This window comes from Azospirillum aestuarii (genome assembly GCF_016632405.1).
Classification (GTDB): domain Bacteria; phylum Pseudomonadota; class Alphaproteobacteria; order Azospirillales; family Azospirillaceae; genus Azospirillum; species Azospirillum aestuarii.
Genome location: NZ_JAEPIV010000009.1, coordinates 3062 through 3444, shown reverse-complemented (window position 1 = coordinate 3444; position 383 = coordinate 3062). Strand labels below are relative to the sequence as shown.

Annotated in this window: 1 protein-coding gene; it reads right to left on the bottom strand. The window is 67.6% G+C overall.

Translation table 11 applies throughout. The features are described 5' to 3' along the window. On the bottom strand, positions 1-383 hold a 383-nt coding region (locus JJL56_RS33160; RefSeq protein WP_425599135.1), incomplete at both ends, for a succinate--CoA ligase subunit alpha.

The following is a 383-nucleotide window of genomic DNA, read 5'->3' as shown; positions in this document are numbered from 1 at the left end:
TCTCCGGGTCCTTCAGGAACAGCTCCAGGCTGTCCACGAAGTTCGTCCCGTTGACCGGATCGCCGCCGATGCCGATGCAGGTCGTCTGGCCCAGACCCGCCGCGGTGGTCTGCGCCACCGCCTCGTAGGTCAGCGTGCCCGAGCGCGAGACGATGCCGATCTTGCCGCGCTTGTGGATGTGGCCGGGCATGATGCCGATCTTGCACTCGTCGGGCGTGATGATGCCCGGGCAGTTTGGCCCGATCAGCCGGGTCTTGGAGTTGCTCAGAGCGCGCTTGACCCGCACCATGTCGAGCACCGGGATGCCCTCGGTGATGCACACCACCAGCGGGATCTCGGCGTCGATCGCCTCCAGGATGGCATCCGCCGCGAAGGGCGGCGGC